This is a genomic window from Mesorhizobium sp. HAY1-8B (assembly GCF_056868045.1).
In genome coordinates this window covers 5,045,405-5,061,793 of record NZ_CP200321.1, presented here as the reverse complement: position 1 = coordinate 5,061,793, position 16,389 = coordinate 5,045,405, and the positions used below count along the sequence as shown (strand labels likewise).

16 protein-coding genes are annotated in these 16,389 nt (G+C 63.1%); 10 read left to right on the top strand and 6 right to left on the bottom strand.

Features of this window, described 5'->3' with window-relative positions; genetic code table 11:
* Nucleotides 1-20: 20 nt before the first annotated feature.
* Nucleotides 21-719, bottom strand: coding sequence for a corrinoid protein (locus AC1VON_RS24255; RefSeq protein ID WP_032930649.1), 699 nt, complete (start codon nt 717-719; stop codon nt 21-23).
* A gap of 289 nt (nt 720-1,008) precedes the next feature.
* Between AC1VON_RS24255 and AC1VON_RS24250 the strand changes: the two genes are divergently transcribed.
* The 5 genes from AC1VON_RS24250 (at nt 1,009) to AC1VON_RS24230 (ending at nt 6,327) form a co-directional block, all read left to right on the top strand.
* On the top strand, nt 1,009-2,583 hold the full coding sequence (locus AC1VON_RS24250) for a trimethylamine methyltransferase family protein (RefSeq protein WP_172350080.1): 1,575 nt from the start codon (nt 1,009-1,011) through the stop codon (nt 2,581-2,583).
* Nucleotides 2,584-2,672: 89 nt separating this feature from the next.
* Nucleotides 2,673-3,365 carry a hypothetical protein gene (locus AC1VON_RS24245; RefSeq protein ID WP_483125118.1) on the top strand — a complete coding sequence of 231 codons (693 nt, stop codon included), beginning with the start codon at nt 2,673-2,675 and terminating at the stop codon, nt 3,363-3,365.
* A 102-nt stretch (nt 3,366-3,467) separates the two neighbouring features.
* A complete protein-coding gene (locus tag AC1VON_RS24240; protein WP_483125117.1) occupies nt 3,468-4,145 on the top strand; it encodes a FadR/GntR family transcriptional regulator in 678 nt (225 codons plus the stop codon).
* The gene (locus tag AC1VON_RS24235; protein ID WP_483125116.1) at nt 4,142-5,449 is read left to right on the top strand and encodes a CynX/NimT family MFS transporter; all 1,308 of its coding nucleotides are present in this window, start codon (nt 4,142-4,144) and stop codon (nt 5,447-5,449) included. The genes AC1VON_RS24240 and AC1VON_RS24235 overlap by 4 nt, the downstream gene beginning before the upstream one ends.
* 140 nt (nt 5,450-5,589) lie before the next feature.
* Entirely contained in the window at nt 5,590-6,327 is a 738-nt protein-coding gene (locus AC1VON_RS24230; RefSeq protein WP_483125115.1) for a dienelactone hydrolase family protein, read from the top strand.
* Nucleotides 6,328-6,344: 17 nt separating this feature from the next.
* Here AC1VON_RS24230 and AC1VON_RS24225 read toward each other — a convergent pair whose 3' ends face one another.
* Nucleotides 6,345-6,896 carry a chromate transporter gene (locus tag AC1VON_RS24225; RefSeq protein ID WP_483125114.1) on the bottom strand — a complete coding sequence of 184 codons (552 nt, stop codon included), beginning with the start codon at nt 6,894-6,896 and terminating at the stop codon, nt 6,345-6,347.
* Nucleotides 6,896-7,450 (bottom strand): chromate transporter, encoded by a 555-nt coding sequence (locus AC1VON_RS24220; protein WP_172350085.1) that lies wholly within the window; start codon nt 7,448-7,450, stop codon nt 6,896-6,898. Before AC1VON_RS24220 ends, AC1VON_RS24225 begins: the two co-directional genes overlap by 1 nt.
* A gap of 228 nt (nt 7,451-7,678) precedes the next feature.
* Here AC1VON_RS24220 and AC1VON_RS24215 point away from each other — a divergent pair, with 228 nt between their 5' ends.
* The 3 genes from AC1VON_RS24215 (at nt 7,679) to AC1VON_RS24205 (ending at nt 10,906) form a co-directional block, all read left to right on the top strand.
* Nucleotides 7,679-8,239 carry an RNA polymerase sigma factor gene (locus AC1VON_RS24215; RefSeq protein WP_483125113.1) on the top strand — a complete coding sequence of 187 codons (561 nt, stop codon included), beginning with the start codon at nt 7,679-7,681 and terminating at the stop codon, nt 8,237-8,239.
* 2 nt (nt 8,240-8,241) lie between these two features.
* Nucleotides 8,242-10,362, top strand: a complete 2,121-nt coding sequence (locus AC1VON_RS24210) for a vWA domain-containing protein (protein WP_483125112.1) — start codon at nt 8,242-8,244, stop codon at nt 10,360-10,362.
* Between the two features lie 274 nt (nt 10,363-10,636).
* Entirely contained in the window at nt 10,637-10,906 is a 270-nt protein-coding gene (locus AC1VON_RS24205; protein WP_483125111.1) for a hypothetical protein, read from the top strand.
* Nucleotides 10,907-10,921: 15 nt separating this feature from the next.
* Here the strand turns inward: AC1VON_RS24205 and bmt are convergent, their stop codons facing one another.
* On the bottom strand, nt 10,922-11,944 hold the full coding sequence (gene bmt, locus AC1VON_RS24200; RefSeq protein ID WP_483125110.1) for a betaine--homocysteine S-methyltransferase: 1,023 nt from the start codon (nt 11,942-11,944) through the stop codon (nt 10,922-10,924).
* Between the two features lie 107 nt (nt 11,945-12,051).
* The gene (locus AC1VON_RS24195) at nt 12,052-12,909 is read right to left on the bottom strand and encodes a helix-turn-helix domain-containing protein (protein ID WP_140772996.1); all 858 of its coding nucleotides are present in this window, start codon (nt 12,907-12,909) and stop codon (nt 12,052-12,054) included.
* A gap of 229 nt (nt 12,910-13,138) precedes the next feature.
* On the opposite strand from AC1VON_RS24195, the gene AC1VON_RS24190 reads away from it, so the two are divergent.
* Together AC1VON_RS24190 and AC1VON_RS24185 are read left to right on the top strand one after the other, a co-directional pair.
* Nucleotides 13,139-14,149 (top strand): fatty acid desaturase, encoded by a 1,011-nt coding sequence (locus AC1VON_RS24190; protein WP_483125109.1) that lies wholly within the window; start codon nt 13,139-13,141, stop codon nt 14,147-14,149.
* 88 nt (nt 14,150-14,237) lie between these two features.
* Complete coding sequence (locus AC1VON_RS24185) at nt 14,238-15,065, top strand: phosphate/phosphite/phosphonate ABC transporter substrate-binding protein (protein ID WP_483125108.1); 828 nt, start codon at nt 14,238-14,240, stop codon at nt 15,063-15,065.
* Here AC1VON_RS24185 and AC1VON_RS24180 read toward each other — a convergent pair.
* Entirely contained in the window at nt 15,030-16,385 is a 1,356-nt protein-coding gene (locus AC1VON_RS24180; RefSeq protein ID WP_483125107.1) for a M24 family metallopeptidase, read from the bottom strand. The two genes, AC1VON_RS24185 and AC1VON_RS24180, sit on opposite strands and share 36 nt — an antisense overlap.
* Nucleotides 16,386-16,389 lie beyond the last annotated feature (4 nt).

Below are 16,389 nucleotides of genomic sequence, written 5' to 3'. Positions count from 1 at the left end.
GTCCATCCTGATGCCTTGGATCAGGCGGAAGCGCGCACGTTATGCTTGCGCTTCATGAAGTCCTTGGCGGTCTCGACCGCCACCGCGGCATCGCGGCAATAGGCGTCGGCGCCGACGGCCTTGCCGAATTCCTCGTTGAGCGGGGCGCCGCCAACCAGCACGACATAGTCGTCGCGGATGCCCTTTTCCTTCATCGTGTCGATGACAACCTTCATGTAGGGCATGGTCGTGGTGAGCAGCGCCGACATGCCGATGATGTCGGGCTGATGCTGCTCGATCGCATCGAGATATTTCTCGACCGCATTGTTGATGCCGAGGTCGATGACGTCGAAGCCTGCGCCCTCCATCATCATGCCGACCAGGTTCTTGCCGATGTCGTGGATGTCGCCCTTGACGGTGCCGATCACCATCTTGCCCTGCTTCGGCGCACCGGTGGCGGCCAGCAGTGGCCGCAGGATGAACATGCCGGCCTTCATGGCGTTGGCGGACAGCAGCACCTCGGGAACGAACAGGATGCCGTCGCGGAAATCCTCGCCGACGATGCGCATGCCTTCGACAAGCGCCTCGGTCAGTACCTTGTAAGGTGCCCAGCCACGCTCCAGCAGGATGCGCGTGCCTTCCTCGATCTCTTCCTTCAACCCGTCATAGAGGTCGTCGTGCATCTGCTGCACCAACTCGTCGTCGGAAAGTTCAGAAAGGATGATCTCGTCGTCGGACATTTTAATCCAGCTCCTCACGGCATCGCGACTGTGTCGCAAGGCACAAAATATTGGCGTTCATACCTAACCCGCAACGGGCGGGTATCCATAGCTGATTTGCGACTTCCCGCAAAAGGAAAGCGACTGGAAAATCTACTGGTTTTCTTGTCGATTTTGCGACAGGCGTTGGCGCGGACGGGCCGTTTCGAATAGGGTGCATGGCTACGATCCGGCGAAAGCCGCGCCATGCGGCCGCAACGGTTACGGACCGGCCCATAGTAGGCCAGGCCATATTCAGGGAAGAGCGATCATGAGCGAACACGCGGCAGTCGACCAGGAAGCGTCAAACGCGCGGCGTGGGCGCGGCGCCAGCGGCGGAGCGGCGGCCAGGCGCGCGGCGCGCTCCGGTGGCGGGCCCGGCACCCAGCTCACCTACATCAAGCGCAAGATCAACGTCTATGAGGTGCTCGACGAGGAAGGGCTGGCGCTGATCGAGAAGAACACCGACACGGTGCTCGAGGAAATCGGCATCATCTTCCGCGACGACGCCGAAGCGCTGCAGCTCTGGAAAGAGGCCGGCGCCGACGTCAAGGGCGAGCGCGTGCATTTCCCGAAGGGTCTTTGCCGTTCGCTGCTGAAGACCGCGCCGTCGGTCTATACACAGCATGCCCGCAATTCAGAACGCTCGGTGCAGATCGGCGGCAATGCCACGGTGTTCGCACCGGTCTACGGCCCGCCCTTCGTGCGCGACCTCGATGGTGTCAGGCGCTATGCGACGATCGAGGATTTCCGGAATTTCGTGAAACTCGCCTATATGGCGCCGTCAATCCACCATTCCGGCGGTACTGTGTGCGAACCGGTCGACGTGCCGGTCAACAAGCGCCACCTCGACATGGTCTATGCGCACATCAAATATTCGGACAAGCCGTTCATGGGTTCGGTGACCGCGCCGGAGCGCGCCGAGGACACGGTGGCGATGGCCAAGCTCGTCTTCGGTGACGATTTCGTCGAGAACAATACGGTGCTGACCAGCCTGATCAACGCCAACTCGCCGATGGTGTTCGACGAGACGATGCTCGGCGCGCTGAAGGTCTATTCGCGGCACAACCAGGCCTGCATCGTCACACCGTTCATCCTTGCCGGCGCGATGAGCCCGGTGACGGTCGCCGGCACGCTGACGCAGGTCCTGGCCGAAGTGCTGGCCGGCGCATCGTTCACGCAGCTGATCCGGCCGGGCGCGCCGGTGCTGTTCGGCACCTTCGCCTCGTCGATCTCGATGCAGTCGGGCGCGCCAACCTTCGGCACGCCCGAACCGTCGCTGGTCTCCTATGGCGCGGCGCAACTCGCACGCCGTCTCGGTCTGCCATTCCGCACCGGCGGTTCGCTCTGCGCGTCCAAGGTTCCGGATGCGCAGGCCGCCTATGAAAGCGCCAACACGCTGAACTCGACCATCCTTGCCGGCACCAACTTTGTGCTTCATTCGGCGGGCTGGCTCGAGGGCGGGCTGGCATCCTGCTATGAAAAATTCATGATGGACGTCGACCAGCTCGGCATGCAGCAGAAATTCTCCGAGGGCGTCGATCTGTCGGAGAACGGCCAGGCGATGGACGCCATCCGCCAGGTCGGGCCGGGCAGCCATTATCTCGGCTGCGACCACACCCAGGCCAATTTCCAGACCGCCTTCTATCGCTCCAACATCGCCGACAACAATTCCTATGAACAGTGGTTGGCCGAAGGCGAAAAGACCGCGCCGCAGCGCGCCAACGAACTCGCCCGCCGCTGGCTGGAGAGCTACGAGGCGCCGCATCTCGATCCGAGCATCGACGAAGCCCTGAAGGACTTCATCGCCAGGAAGAAGGGGTCGATGCCCGACGCCTTCACCTGAAAGGAGCCCGAGTCAGGCGGGGCTAAAGTCGCCAACATCATCCACAAGGAAGTCTGGCGGAGTGCATTCTCCGATCCGGACAAGAAGGGATGATTCTTGCGCGCGGCATGATCGACGGGATCACGGCCGCGCTTGGCGCCAACGGCCTGATCCTGCGCGGCGGTTTCGTTTTCCCCGATAATGATGCCCCTCATGGCGCATCGGGTGCACCGGCAAGATCCATCCTGCTGGTGGGGCAGGCGGGTGCCGCACCCTGGCGGCATTTCCTGCGCTGGCGAGAGCAACAACCCCAGGCAATCGCCAATCCGCTCGACACATGGTCACGCGAAATAATTGGCGCGATCGCGGAAAAATTTGGCGCCCGTGCCGTTTCGCCCTCGGACAAGCCCTATCTGCCGTTCCAGCAATGGGCGATGCGTGCGGAGGGGCTAAAACCGTCGCCGCTCGGTATTCTCATGCATCCACAATACGGGCTCTGGCATGCCTATCGCGGCGCGTTGCTGTTCGAGGACGAGATCGCGCTTCCAGAGCAGGTCGCGGCAATTCACCTTTGCGACGCCTGTGTCGAGAAACCTTGCCTGAAATCCTGTCCGGTCGATGCCTATTCCAGGGAGGGCTTCGCCTACCAGGCCTGCCTGGCGCATGTGCGTGGCGGGAATGGCGAACCGTGCCGGAGCGGCGGCTGCCTCGACCGCAATGCCTGTCCCTATGGCGCCGCCTATCGTTATCCGCCGGACGTTCAGGCCTTCCATATGGCGAGCTTCGCACGGGCCGGGAGCTGATCGTCGCCATTGCGTGGCGCTTGGACTTGCTGATGTGAATCTTGACGGCAGGCGAAAGCAAGCCTATTCATCAAGTCATCATATGACTTGATGAATAGGCCCATGCAACCTGCCATCCGAACGAATCTTACCGACAGCGCAACCGGGAGCTTGCGTGCCGAAATCGTCGGCGGCCGCTGGGGCGTGGGCGAGCGCATTCCCAATGAGGCGGCTCTCAGTGACCTGCTGTCGGTCAGCCGCGGCACGGTGCGCGAGGCGGTGAGGGTGCTGGTCTCGCAAGGATTGCTGGACACGCGCCAGGGTTCGGGCACCTATGTGCGCTCGACCGTCGATTCATCGGCCGCGCTCGACCGCGTCAAGCGCACCGGCTTGCGCGACCAGTGGGAGGCGCGGGCAGCGCTGGACCTGGAGGCCGCACGGCTTGCCGCCTTGCGCCGCACACCCGCCGATCTCGAGCGGATGCGCCAACTGCTTGCCGAACGCGGCACCGTTGCCGACGGTGGAAGCGACGCCTTCATCCGGCGTGATCTCGCCTTCCACAAGTCGGTCGTCGCGGCTTCCGGCAACAAGGCGATGATGGAGCTCTACGACTTCTTCACCGCGGCCATCACCGAAACCATCCACGCCACCATCGACGGCGAACTGCCCGAGCCGGACCAGCAGGCGCATGCGGCAATCGTCGACGCCATAGCCGCGGGTGACCCCGACCGTGCGGTTTCCGCCGTCCGCGCTTTCATGGCGCCGGTGCTTGCCCAACTTGAAAGACTGCTTTCCCAATGAACCAGACGTTTCGTCAGCCCGCTCCGACGGCGCAATCCAAGGCCGTCGAGGGGCTGGATCTCATCGATGCCGAAGCCGACAGCTTGCCGAAGCCGCAGCCGCCCGAACTGCGCAGCCGTGCCGCGCGCATCGCGCTTGGCGCCAGCCTTGTGCTGATCGCCTTCAACCTGCGGCCACTATTTTCCAGCCTGTCGGTGCTGCTGCCCGAGGTGATGCAGGCGACCGGTCTTTCGACGACTGGCGCCAGCCTGCTGACCACGCTTCCGGTCTTGTGTCTCGGCCTTTTCGCCCCCTTTGCGCCCAGGCTTGCCCAACGCTACGGGGCTGAACGCACGTTGCTTGGCGCGCTTGCGCTGCTGGCGCTGGGAACCGGGCTGCGTTGGTTCGGCTCGGTGCCGCTGCTGTTTGTCGCCACCTTCCTTGCCGGCGGCGCCATCGCGATCGGCAACGTGCTGCTGCCGGGGCTGGTCAAGCGCGATTTTGCCGGCAGCGTCGCCGTCATGACCGGGCTCTACACGATGGCCCTGTGCGCCGGTTCAGCCGCTGCCGCCGGCCTCACCCTGCCGATCGAACATTTTGTCACGGGCTCATGGTCGGGCGCGCTCGCCGCATGGGCGGTGCCGACATTGGTCGTGCTGCTGATCTGGATCCCGCAAGCGCTGGGCAGCCGGCGACAGGTCAGCCATCGCGGCTTTCGCGTCGTCGGCCTGTGGCGCGATCGCCTGGCCTGGCAGGTGACGCTGTTCATGGGGCTGCAGTCGGCGCTTGCCTATTGCATCTTCGGCTGGCTGGCGCCGATCCTGCGCGAGCGCGGCTTCGACGCGGGCACCGCCGGCGCCATCGCGTCGGTGTCCGTCATGGCGCAGGTCATCACCTGCCTTGCCGTGCCTTCCGTCGCGGTACGGCTCAAGGACCAGCGCGGCATCAACGTGGCGCTTGTCGGCATAGCGGTGGTCGCGCTGCTCGGCATTCTCTTCGCGCCGACCTCGACCGTGCTTTTCTGGGCGGTCCTGCAAGGCATTGGGCAAGGTGGCCTGATCGCTGCCGCCATGACCCTGATCGTTCTACGTTCGCCGGATTCGCATGTCGCCGCGCATCTTTCGGGCATGGCGCAAGGCGTGGGCTATGTGCTTGCGGCAACCGGCCCGCTGTTGGTCGGCCTGATCCGCGGCTGGACCGGCAGTTTCGCGGAATCTGCCTTCCTCTTCGTCGCGCTTGGCCTGGGTGCCGCCATCATGGGGTTCGGCGCCGGACGTGCGCTGCATGTCGGCGCCAGGACCATGCGCATCGAGGGGGAAGGCTGAGCCAGGCCTTCCAAGTCGCTGCCTCGGACACTCGCCAACGCGTCACGCCTGCACGAAATGTTGACCAAGGGGCTCAGGGAACGCCTTGCCGTGGCGGTTTGCGCGGATATGTATCGCTGATCTGATCAACGGAGCAGGCAATGACGAAGCAGGACCTTCAGATCAAGACCCGTGACGGTGTGGCGAAGGCGGGCCTGTTTCGCTCGGCCAAGAACTCTCCAGCCAAGGCCGGCGTCATTGTCTACCAGGATGCGTTCGGTCCACGCCCGGCGCTCGACGGCATGGCCGAGCGACTGGCGGGTGAAGGTTATGCGGTGCTGGTGCCCGATCTCTTCCACCGCAACGCGCCTTACGGGCCGTTCGATGCCAAGACCGCCTTCGTCGAGGAAAAGACCAAGGCAGCGCTGATGGCGTTGGTCACCGGCACGACACAGGAGATGACGATCAGCGACAGCGCGGCCTTTCTTGATGCGCTCGTTGGCGAAGGCGTCACCGGGCCTGTCGGCACAGTCGGCTATTGCATGGGTGGCGCGCGGGCGCTGAACGCCGCCGCGTCCTATCCCGAAAGGATCAAGGCCGCCGCCAGTTTTCATGGCGGCAATCTCGCCAGCGACGCCGCCGACAGCCCGCACCGAAAGGCCGTGTCGATCAAGGCACGCGTCTATGTCGGCATGGCCGGCGTCGACAGGAGTTTCCCACCGGAACAGTCGACGCGGCTGGAGGAGGCACTGCGGAACGCGGAAGTCGACCACACGATCGAGAACTATATCGGCATGGCGCATGGCTGGTGCGTGCCGGATCATAGCGTCTACAACGAAGCCGGCGCCGAGCGGCACTGGCAAAGGCTGATCACGCTGTTTGCCGAAACACTGATCTGAGCCGTCGTGCGGCTCGCCTAAGCGAGGCCGATAGCGTGAAGTCCGATGAAAATAGCCACGCCTGCGCCGATCAAAAGCAGCGGATTGACCTTGGTCAGAAGAAGCGTGGCTGTTGATGCCAATGCGATGGCGCGCGCGACCCAGCCGCCATCTATCGCCTGCAGCAACACGTAGGTCGCCGCGAGGATCATCCCCGCGGCGACTGGCCGGAGCCCTGTCTCCAGCGCTCGCTTCCAGCGCGCGCCGCCGTTGCGGGACCACAGATGAGCGACCGCGTAGATCAGAAAGGTGGTTGGACCGAAAATTGCCAGCGTTGAAACGACGGCGCCCCAAAAACCCGCGACTTGCCAGCCGATCAGCGTAACCAGCAGCGATCCCGGACCCGGGGCCATGCGCGAAATGGCGAAGGCGTCGACGAATTGCGCCTGGCTAAGCCACTGATGGACGTCGACGACCTGCCGGTTGATATCGGCGATGGCGCTCTGCCCGCCGCCGATGGTGACGAGGGAGAGCGGAGCAAATACCGCCAGCAAGCTCAGCAACAACGATGTGTGTGGGGTCTCGCTCATCAACCTGCCTTGGCGTAGGTGTAGGCGACGCTTACTGTCCCAGCCGCGAGAACGACCCAGAAAAGCGGCCAGTGCAGAAGTGCAACGGCAATGAATGTGCCGGCCATGATCGTCATGGGAACAACGTTTCGAGGCACCGCTCGCGCGGCCGTGATGCCCATTGAGAGCGATAGGCCAACGGCCGCCGCCGCGGCTCCGGTTAGCGCAACATGTGTCAGCGCATAGCGCGACAGTGAAGAGAATACCGTTCCCAACAGGACTATGACGATCGCAGGCGGGACGATAATGCCGACAAAGCCAATAACGGCGCCACGCCAGCCAAGCAGCCGATAGCCGATCCAGACAGCCATGTTCTTGACGTTCACACCCGGGAGCGCCTGGGAAATCGACAGGCCGTTGAGAAATTCCTCCTGCGTCATCCACTTGCGGCTCTGAACAAATTCCCGGAGCAGCCAGCCGCTCAATCCACCGCCGAAACTGGTCAGGGCGATGCGTGTGAAAATCCAGAACAGCTGCGAGCAGCTGGGGGCCGATGGTGTTTCCGGTTCGGACATGTCGACGTTCTGACCGCGACCATCTCTTTGTTGGACTGTGGCAAGAGAACCAGAGACCCGAGTCGATATGGAATTGCCAGCACCATGCTTGATGCCAGCGGGTCACTCTTTCTTGCGCCGGATGTGAAGCCGTCCCGGCAGGCGATTTGAGCGTCAAAGCGCTGGGCTGAAAAAAATCTTTGCATCACCCCAAGGATTGGCCATTAGCCTTCGTCCAACAGGCAAATGATGGCGATGATGCTGGATGAGAGCGAAGCCTCCGACGCCGAACTGATCGGGCGGGCGAAGGGCGGAGACAGGGGGGCCTTCGGCAAATTGCTGGAGCGTCACTACGACTTCGTCTATCGCGCCGCCTATCGCTGGTGCGGCAAGAAGGCCGATGCCGAAGACATCGCCCAGGAAGTCTGCGTCCGGCTCGGCCGGGCGATCCGCGACTATCGCGGCGGCGGCGCCTTCACGACATGGCTTTACTCCGTGACCTTGAACGCCGCGCGCGACATGATGCGCAAATCCGCCCGCGACATGGCCAAGACCGAGGCCTACGGCGTTCATGCGCTGATTTCGGGCGAGGCTCCGGCCGAACCGGAAGACCCGGCCGAGGCGCTGTGGGCGGCGGTGCGGCAACTGCCGGACAAGCAGCGCGACGCCGTGCTGCTTGTCTATGGCGAGGGCCTGAGCCACGCGGCCGCCGCAGAGGCGATGGCGATCTCGGAGGCGACGGTTTCCTGGCACATCCATGAAGCGAAGAAACGGCTGAAGACGCTGATGCGCTCGGCCGGGGAAGTGTGACCATGGTCGACGACAACGAACTCAAGAGACTGCGCGATATCGCAACGCCGGTGCCGGGCGAGAGCGCGAAGGCGCGCGCCTTCGAGGCCGCCATGCGGGCCTATGATCAGGAAAATATTTCTGCCGTCACCCAAGGATCAGTCGGCGGTCTTCGTCTCACAGAGCGAGCACAAAAGCTCTGGAGCGAGATCATGCAAAAGAAACTCATCGCCACGCCGGCCCTTGCCGGGCTCGTCGCCCTGCCGATCGCCGGATACGCCACCTTCCATCTGCTGAGGGAACAGCCGCCCAAATTCGGCGGCGACGAAAAGATCACCGAGACGCTGGCTAACAAGCCGGCGACCGTGAAGCCAATCGTGGCAGAGCCGAAGCAGGCTCCGACCGAACTGGCGAAGGACAAGAAGGCCGATACCGATGTGGAAAGCCGCGACGCCGCCGATGCGCTTGTCGCGCCGGCCGCTCCGCCGAAACCCGAATCCGCCCAGGCCGGTGGCTCAGCTCAGCAGACTGCCGCGGAGCGCGGGATAGTGGCCGAGCCGGCACCGCCGGCGCCGACGGGTGAATTCGCATTGGACGGAACTGTGAGCACGCCCAGCACATCGCGGGTCGCCCGCATGCCCGCGGCCCAGTCCAAGCTGATGGCACCGCAGCAGCCGGCCATGGCACCGGCCGACCAGATCGCGCCGCAAGAGGAGAACCGCGACCGCGTCCAGGATTTCAAGACCAATCCGGTGCACGCCGCACTTGAAGATCCGGTCTCGACCTTCTCGATCGATGTCGACACGGCATCCTATTCCTTCGTGCGCAGTTCCCTGAAGCAAGGCTTCGTGCCGCAGGCCGACACGGTGCGCGTCGAGGAGATGATCAATTACTTCCCCTATGACTGGAAGGGGCCGGACTCGGCGTCGACACCGTTCAACTCGACGGTCAGCGTCATGCCGACCCCATGGAACACGCACACTAGGCTGATGCACGTCGCCATCAAGGGGTTCGATATCAAGCCGACCGAGCAGCCCAAGGCCAATCTGGTCTTCCTGATCGACGTCTCGGGCTCCATGGATGAACCCGACAAGCTGCCGCTGCTCAAATCGGCGTTCCGGCTGCTGGTGAGCAAGCTGAAGGCCGACGACACGATCTCGATCGTCACCTATGCCGGTGACGCCGGCACCGTGCTGATGCCGACCAAGGTTGCCGAGAAGGACAAGATCCTCAATGCCATCGACAATTTGCAGCCTGGTGGCTCGACCGCCGGCGAGGCCGGCCTCAAGGAGGCCTACAAGCTTGCCGGGCAGTCCTTCGTCAAGGACGGTATCAACCGGGTGATGCTTGCCACCGACGGCGACTTCAATGTCGGCCAGACCGACGATGACGACCTCAAACGGCTGATCGAGAGCGAGCGCAAGACCGGTGTCTTCCTGTCGGTGTTCGGCTTCGGCCGCGGCAATCTGAACGACCAGATGATGCAGACCATTGCCCAGAACGGCAACGGCACGGCGGCCTATATCGACACGCTGGCCGAGGCTGAAAAGGTGCTGGTCGAAGACGCTTCTTCGACGCTGTTCCCGATCGCCAAGGACGTGAAGATCCAGGTCGAGTTCAACCCGAACAAGGTCTCCGAATATCGCCTGATCGGTTACGAGACCCGGGCGCTCAACCGCGAGGATTTCAACAACGACCGCGTCGATGCCGGCGACATCGGCTCCGGCCATTCGGTCACCGCGATCTACGAGATCACGCCGAAGGGCAGCGGCGGCGAGCAGATCGACCCGCTACGCTATGGCCAGGCCACGGTCAACAATGGCGGTGTCGCCAACGCGGATGAATATGCCTTCGTCAAGATTCGCTACAAGCTGCCCAACGAGGACGTCTCGAAACTGATCACCACGCCGGTGACATCAGCCAACGAGGTGGCATCCTTCGACGAGGCCAGCACCGACCAGCGTTTCTCCGTCGCGGTCGCGGCTTTTGGCCAGAAGCTGCGCGACGAGGATGCGACCGCGAAGTTCGGTTACGACAAGATCATGGAGATCGCCACCGCCGCTCGAGGAGCCGACCCGTTTGGGTACAGGTCGGAGTTCCTCTCGCTTGTGCGCCTTGCCTCGGCGCTGGGCGGCAACCGGTAGTGGTGATACGGCCGGTTTCTTTCAGATGGGATCGTTCTGATACGGGAAATCGGCCTACGGGCGGGTGAGGCAGGCCGGCGAGGGATATTACCCTTGCCGGCCTTTTTTTCGGATCTATTGATATTCAGGTGAGACCGGCCTGACCTGAATCTCGACAGATTCCAAGGCGCGGCCTTGACCCACATGATCGTTAAATTGCGCGGTATTTCCGGTACCGGATCGCAATGTCCTCTTGTTACACCGGGCTTGTTTACAGGGCTTGAGGGAGCCGGAATTGCAGATCAAGACTATCGCCAACTCGCTGCCGCCGGCGCGGGACGCTTCGCCGACTTCATCAGCCCTGTCAGCCGAAACCAGACGCATCAGCGACGATGTCGCGCAGGCGCGTGACACCGCAATGTCGGCGCTGACCAACGATCGCTTCCGCTTGATGCTGGAACAGATCACCGACCCGGGTTCATCCGGTGCTCTGATGACGATGCGCGGCGACAATCTGGTCGATTTCAAGTCGGCGCAGTCGAGCTACGCCGACAATAGCGATTAACCCAAAGATATTGCTTCAGGCCCGGCTGCGGCGGCGTTCGCGGCGGGCTTCGCTGGTCTCGGTGGTGTTTTCCGTCGCCACCTTGTTGCGCATCGGACCGATGCGCTCGACGATCGTCTCGACCGTCGGGCGGCTGGCTTTGGTATGGGCGTCGAGCGCCTTGCGCATGGCGGCAAGGTGCTGGAACGATGTGCCGCAGCAGCCGCCGATGATCTTGGCGCCGGCATCGACGGCGAGACGGACATAGTCGGCCATCAATTCCGGCGTGCCGGAATAATGGATCTCGGTGCCGCGGAATTCGGGAATGCCGCAATTGCCCTTGACGATCACCGTCGCCTGCGGCTTCGCCTCGGTCATGTCGAGCAGCGAGGCCAGGATATCGGAGGCGCCGACACCGCAATTGGCGCCAACACCGAGCGGGGCCTGCGCCAGGCCATCGGCGACGCCATGGATGTCTTTCGGCAACAGGCCCATCATGGTGCGGCCGGCCGTGTCGAAGGAGCCGGTATAGGTGTAGGGCAGGCCGACGCGGATTGCGGCCTCGGCGGCGGCGCGGATTTCGTCGGGTGCCGACATGGTCTCGATCCACGCGACTTCGGCGCCGCCTTCCTTGAGACCCTCGATCTGCTCGGCAAAGGCGTCGACCGCCTCGTCATAGGTCATGGCGCCGAGCGGCACCAGCAATTCACCGGTCGGGCCAACGGAGCCGGCAACGATCACCTTGCGGCCGGCCTTGTCGGCAACGGCCCGCGCAATCTCGGCGGCGCGCTTGTTCAGCGCATGAACACGGTCCTGCGCATGGTGGAGCTTCAACCGATGACGGGTGCCGCCGAAGGAGTTGGTCAGGATGATGTCGGCGCCGGCATCGACGAAATTCTGGTGCAGGCTGGTGATGGTGGCGGGCGCGGTCTCGTTGAGCAGTTCCGGCGCCTCGCCGGCCTCCAGACCCATGGCGAACAAATTGGTGCCCGTGGCGCCATCGGCCAGCAGCACGCCCTTTTCAGCCAGCAGGGCATCGATCGGATTGGTCGTCGTCATCGGATTGGCTTTCATATTTCTAATTCGAATAAGGATATAAAGAAGTCTTTATGTCTAGTCAATGATTTGCAAGCGACGAGCTGCTCTATAACCGCGATGGTCGTCGATCAGGCGGAGCCCGACGGGAACGTCATGCCGGCCAGATTGCGCGCGAAGGCGGCGGCCTCGTGCGGGTTGACGTCGGCGGCCCGGATCAGGTTGTCGAAGTGCTGGGTCAGCGCCTGAACCGGCTGGGTGGCGTTCAGCACGACATACATGTCACCGACATAGATGGCGGCGCGATAGGGCCCGAAGATGGTGAGCGGGATCGAATAGCGCATGCGGCCGTCATAGAGAAACAGCCGGAAGGTCGGGTAGAGATCGTCAAGCAGCGTCGCCATATGGGCGAGCTGCTGCTGGCGATCGGCCTCCGGAAAACGGTCCCAGACACCGAGGCCGCGAGCGAAAATCTCCAGCGTGTGGCGCGGCATGCAGACTTCCATGTCGGTTTCCGGGCGCCGGTTGTATTCGATGCGGTACTGCGTCTCGCTGGCCTGCGCCAGGCGGCTCCTGTTGGTGATGTTGGCCTCGTAGTCGACCAGCGCGCGGGTCCGCAGCAGGTCGGGGATGCCGGCCGGCACGTAGCGGATCTTGGTGCCAGCGGCCTCGGCGAACCATTTGGCGAGCAGCGTGCGGTCGAAACCGTCGGGCGCTTCCTCGATTTCCAGGCTTTCACGGATTTCACCGGTTACGCCTTCGTCCTGGCTGAGGCCGAGCAGCCAGTCGAGCGAGACTTTGAATTCAGCGGCGATGTTGAGCAGCGTTTCTGCCCTCGGCAGGCGCGTCGAAGCGCCCGACATCAGCTGCGACAGTGCCGACCGGTCGATGCCGACCGCTGAAGCGAAGGCAGACTGGTTGAGATCCGATCGTGTCAGGAGCAGCCTCAGACGCTCCCGAAAGATTGCTGACAGGTCGCGTTTGTCCATCGTCCGGTCCTCCGAATGTTGAGGAAAAATTTGCGCCGAAGCGGCCCGGGAGCCGTCTCAGGCGTAAATGAATCCCTAAGGTTGTTTACAATGTGTAACATGTGCGGTCAAAAATGCGCAATCGCAACATTTTGTATACTTTGTCGCGTTGAGTGGAATCATTTCTCCTGACACTATGTTGTCAGGAACCATTTGGGGTTCCGGCGACTGAGGGGCAGTGGTCGATAGCATGACAGGCAAGAGCATCAAGCGACGAAACGCACCGGCCATCGAGTGGCCGACCACGGTTCTCGCTTTCTTCTGTTACGGAACGTGGCTTGCCACCGGTTTCCTGCTCTGGCCTTCCTATCCCATCGTGGCGCTCTTTCTCCTCGGCTTTGTCCTGGCGCTTCAGTCGTCGATCATGCACGAAGTGCTGCATGGCCATCCGACGCGCAATGCGTTGATCAACGAAGCCTTCGTCTTCCTGCCGATCGGTCTTGTCTGGCCGTTCCGGCGCTTCAAGACGCTGCACTTGCGCCACCATGCCGACGAGCGGCTGACCGATCCGCTGGACGATCCGGAAAGCTACTATCAGGCGCTGTGGCAGCACGACGAATTGCCGTCGACGATGAAATTCCTGCTCAAGGTCAACAACACCATGGCCGGCCGGTTCTTCCTCGGCCCCTGGCTGTCCTGCATCGGCTTTTTCATCGACGACGCCAAGCAGATCATGGCTGGCGACAAGGCGATCCGCAAAGCCTGGCTGTTGCATGCGATCGGCCTCGCCATCGTGGCGCCGATCGTGCAGTTCGGCTTCGGCATTCCGCTTTGGCTCTACATTCTGGCACCGGTCTGGCTGGGTCAGTCGCTGATCGCGATCCGCACCTTTGCCGAGCATCAGTGGTCCGAGCACCCGGAAGGCCGGACGGTGATCATCGAGCGCTCGCCGCTGTCGTTCCTGTTCCTGAACAACAACCTGCACTTCGTCCACCACAAGACCCCGACAGTGGCCTGGTACAGGCTGCCCAAGCTGTTTCGCGAGCGCCGCGACGAGTGGCTGCGGATGAACAATGGCTATGCCTATCCGAATTATTTCGCGCTGATCAAAGCCTATGCCTTCAAGGCAAAGGAGCCGATCGTGCACCCGGTGCTGCGTCGTGCGCCTGAGCACGGCCGGGCATTCAAGCCACGCATCCGGGCCCGCAACATCAACGGACTCGGCACCGCGCCGGTGCCCGCCGAGCCGCCCAAGGAATAGTCCGGGCATCCCGGGATACGTGTCGGCGAATTCTGATTGGACACCGCGTTTTGCGATCCTCTCTCGGACAGGATGATTTGATATCGGCATGAGTGAATCGATTGCGGCATTGCCAATGTATGACTGGCCCGAGGTGCGCGGCGAGGTCGACGCGCAATGGGCGCTGCTGCGGGACGCCTTCCGTCAAAAGGGCATCGATGCGCCGCAGACCCTCGTGCGCCGCAATGGCGACCTGTCGCCCGTGCCGGGCGGCATCCGCGATGCCCAGGGAGCCTTGATCGCGCCGGATCCGGTGACATTGCCGCCGGATGAACTCGATTTTCACAAGCTCTGGCTGCACCCGGCGCTGCTGTTCGCGCAGACCTGCTGGGGGCCGATGGAGCTTGGCCTGTCGAGCCATGTGCAAGTGGTCGGCCAGCCGAGCTACGACGCCTATGAAGGCGGGCAAAGCGAGCTCTATTCCAGTGCGCTGGTGATGCGGACGGGCGAGGGGCCGGAGGTTCGCTCGCCCGCGGACGGCAAGGCCTTGCTCCCACTAGATCTGATGCGTGGCAAGCGCTTCACGTTCAACGGTCTCGATTCGATGTCGGGCATCATCGGACTGACGCGCGACCTGCACGCGGCCGGCGAAAGCCTCGATATCTTTTCGGCGCGTAGCGCAAGCGGCGGTCATCGCGCGTCGATCGTCACTGTCGCCGAGGGCAAGGCGGATATCGCTGCGATCGACTGCGAAAGCTGGGCGCTGGCGCAGCGTTTCGAGCCGGCCGCCCGCGAGGTCGCCATTGTCGGCTGGACGGCACGGCGCAAGGGTCTGCCTTTCATCACCGCCCGGACGACGCCGGAAAAGACAGTCAAGGCAATGCGCGAAGCTCTCGCTGGATTAGCTGAGCAGCCTCGCATCCAGCGGGTAGGTTGAGAGCTGCTCGTTGCCGCTCTCGGTGATCAGGATCTGTTCCTCGATCTTGACGCCCTCGCGCCCGCCCAGCCGGCCGATATAGCTTTCCACGCACAGTACCATGCCCGGTTCAAGCACGCCGTCGGGCGTGTCTGGCGTCCAGTCGCTGGCATGTGGCAGCGTGGGGTATTCGTCGGCCAACCCGACGCCGTGGTAGAGGACGCCGTAGCGTGTCGGGAAGCAGTCTCCCGGTGGCACCGTCGAGCGCTCGACAAGATCGCGGAACGAAATGCCAGGCTGCATCAGTTGCGTGTTGTGTTCGATCTGGTCGGCGGCGATGCGGAAGAGGTCGCGCTGCTCGTTGGTCGGCTTTGCGTCGCCGCAAAGCCAGGTGCGCGACAGGTCGGCGCAGAAGCCGTAGGGGCCGATCAGGTCGGTGTCGAAGGCGACGAGGTCGCCCGCTTCGATCACGCGCGACGAGCATTCCTGGAACCAAGGATTGGTGCGCGGGCCCGACGCCAGCAGCCGCGTCTCGATCCATTCCCCGCCGCGCGCAATGTTGCCGCGATGCAGTTCGGCCCACAATTCGTTCTCGGAGATGCCCGGCTTCAGCGCCTGTTCCATCTCGCCCATTGCCGCCTCGCAGGCGACGATGGCACGGCGCATGGCGAGGATTTCGTCCGGCGATTTGATCAGCCGGGCATTCTCCATCACCGCTTCGCCATTGCCGATGGAGATGCCAAGCCGCACCAGTTCCTCGACGCCTTCCGGATTGATGTGATCGACCGCGATGCGGCTGTTGCCGCCGCCATGCTCTCTCACCAGATCGGCAATGCTTGCGGCCCAGCGGCGGACTTTCTGCTCCGTCAGTTCGCCGCCATAGAGATACATCCACGAGATAGCTGGACGCACTTCGTCGACGACGCCGGAATGGTCGGACAGATGCTCGCAGGAAAAATAGTCGAACAGCACCACCGGGCCTTCGGTGGCGACGAAACAATGCCGCGTCGGGTTGTGCGCCACCCACAGTTGCATGTTGGTGCTGTCGGTCGCATAGCGGATATTGACCGGATCGTAGAGGAGGGCGCCGGCATAGCCGCGGCGCTTCAGCTCGGCGCGGATGCGTTCCAGCCGGTATTTGCGCATAGCCGGAAGATCGGGGGCGGCAATGCCCGCTGCCGCCCATTCTGCTTCAGCTTGGACGCCATAGCCCAGCACATGCTGGTTGAGCGAAGCCGCCTTCTGGCGGGAGCCTTCGCGCAATTCCTCGATCGAGCCAGGCTCGAAAGGCATGATCTTGCGATGGCGGCCGAAGCTCCCCTTTGGCGCCGCGCTGTCCATTGTC